2 protein-coding genes are annotated in these 2,276 nt (G+C 71.0%); one reads left to right on the top strand and one right to left on the bottom strand.

Features of this window, described 5'->3' with window-relative positions:
• On the bottom strand, positions 1-494 hold a 494-nt coding region (locus BU124_RS14415), incomplete at its 3' end, for a hypothetical protein (protein ID WP_084864260.1).
• A 251-nt stretch (positions 495-745) separates the two neighbouring features.
• Between BU124_RS14415 and BU124_RS14410 the strand changes: the two genes are divergently transcribed.
• Positions 746-1,729 carry a nitroreductase family protein gene (locus BU124_RS14410; protein WP_084864259.1) on the top strand — a complete coding sequence of 328 codons (984 nt, stop codon included), beginning with the start codon at positions 746-748 and terminating at the stop codon, positions 1,727-1,729.
• Positions 1,730-2,276: the final 547 nt, after the last annotated feature.

Raw genomic sequence — 2,276 nt, 5'->3', positions numbered from 1 at the left:
AGCGCGGCGACGCGCCAGCGCTTGCGCGCCGCCGACAGGTCGGGTCGGGCCGCGCGCCGGACCAGCCAGGCGGCCACGCCATGCGCCTCGGCGCGCAGCGCCAGGCGCTTGGTGGCGGTGAAATCCAGTTGCGGCGCTTCGCCCCAGACCTCGCCCACAACGGCGCCCAGCACGCCGCAGCCCAGCCCCTGTTCCATGGCCCAGAGCACGTCGAGGGGGCGGTTCACGTCCACCGCGATCACCTCCAGCGGGCGGGGCAGCCCGGCGATGCAGAGCCGCCCGGCCTCGTGCCGCGACAGCCGGTCGCTGATCCACAGGACCGGGCCGTCCGCGGGGTCGACCTGGGCCAGCAGGAAGCCCAGCGGCCCGCCGTCGCTGGCGTTTTCCGCGAAGACCTCGGTCAGGGTGGGGGCCTCGGCGGTCCTGGCCGGGTCGGTGGCGCGGTCGGACAGCAGCTCGGCGGCGGTCCTGGTGGGGGGCGGGGCGCAGCGCATGGGGATGTCCTCGGTAAATGTTCCTTCTTTGTTCTAGTCTGCGCACCCGTCCGCGTCAAACCCCGGGCGGGGTGGTCCTACCCGGGCCGTCCCGGCTTGTCTGCCGCCGTTGCCTTGCATAGCCTGCGTCCGGCAGAGGGAGGGCAGACGGCCGAGATGACGAGACCAGTGCCGCGGGTGGTGCCCCGCAACGACACCCAGCAGACATCCCCGCCCGGCCCGGGTCCGGCCGGCGCGGCGCGGGTGCCACGATGATCGCCATGGAGGTGCTCGAGGCCTGCGTGGCCCGCGCCGGGCTGGCCCCGAGCGCGCATAACGCCCAGCCCGCGCGCTGGGCGCTGGACCACGATGGCGCGACGCTGTTTTGCGATCCGGGCGTTACCCTGCCGGCGAGTGACCCCGAGGGGCGCGCCACGGCGCTGGGCTGTGGCGCCGCGCTGGAGGCCATGGTGCTGGCGCTGTCGGCCCATGGCATCGGGGCCGAGGTGGACCTCGCGCCGATGCCGCGCCTCACCCCGGGGCGGGGGCTGGAAACCCTTGCGCATTTGCGGTTCACCGACGCCGCCGCCGAGGACCCGCTGCACCGCCAGCTGGAGGCCCGGTTCACCTGGCGCGGGTCCTTCGATGCCGCCCCGATGGAGCTTTACGGCTGGTCGCGCCCCGACGCACGGCAGGTGCTTGATGACAAGGGCCGCGCCTGGCTGGCCGAGCGCAACGACTGGGCCAGCCTGCAGATGCTGCGCGACAGGGGCCTGCGCCACGAGTTGCTGGACTGGATGCGCCTGTCGCCCGGCCACCCGCGGGCGGATCTTGATGGCATGGACCGGGCGGCGCTGAACCTCGGCCTGGCGCGGGCCATGGCGCTGCCGTTGGTCTTCGGCCCGCTCTGGCGGGGGCTGGAGGCCGCCGGGCTGACCCCGCGCCTGACGGCCGAGGCCGCGGCCACCCGCACCGCGCCGGTAATCGCGCTGTTCCACCGCCCGCGCAGCGAGCACCCGGTGGAAAGCGGCCGCGCCTACCTGCGCCTGTGCCTGGAGGCGGCGCAGCTCGGCATGGCGGGCTGGCCCATGGCGGCACTGTCCGACCATCCCGCGACCAACGGCGAGATCTGCACGCGCTTCGGCATCGCGCCGGACAGGCGGTTGATCCAGGCGGTGCGGTTCGGCAAGCCGACCGGCCCCGCCCCGCCGCGGGCACGCCGGCCCCTGGCCGAGGTGCTGGTGTCGCGCAGCTGACGCGGGGGCCGTCTGACAGCCGACCCGAGCTCGGGAGAGAGGGCGTCCGAGCGGACCATTACGCAGTTAAATCGAGCGGCTGATGTGCGGGATCGCGCGGGCGCTCCATAACGTGTGACGCGCCGCGACAGCGACGGGCCGCGGCGCGGCGATCTCACGCTGGTTCGGCAGGGCTTTATCCAGCTTACTGGCGCGCGACGGACAGGCTGTTGACCAGGGCCAGCCCAATTTTCTTACCGCTGGCTGCAGGTCCACTGGTCAATGCCTTATCCCAACCGTACGTCCGAAGCTAGTCATATAGCTGAGTACCCTGCTCAACTGTTGCCTTGTGCAACGCGTTGGATCAGCTACAATATATTGTGGCGCATTGGGCAGGAGGTAGCGATGTCCGAAGAATTCAATTTGCCGGGATCGTCTTACGCCGAAGTCAGCAAGATCATTCAAGGTTATGCGTCACTCGGAAAGGCCGCGTCGCTAGCAGACGTTAGCAAGGCTATTGGCATGGATAAGACCGTCATCAGCCGCAACGTTAAGTTTTTGGTGGGAG

Origin of the sequence: Salibaculum halophilum, from assembly GCF_002094885.1 — a bacterium.
GTDB lineage: Bacteria > Pseudomonadota > Alphaproteobacteria > Rhodobacterales > Rhodobacteraceae > Salibaculum > Salibaculum halophilum.
The sequence above is the reverse complement of the archived record's forward strand: the minus strand, read 5'-3'. Positions and strand labels throughout refer to the sequence as shown.

Excerpts from the sequence above, each read along its gene's own strand:
- BU124_RS14410 (WP_084864259.1), top strand. The coding sequence starts at position 746 with ATGATCGCCATGGAGGTGCTCGAGGCCTGCGTGGCCCGCGCCGGGCTG.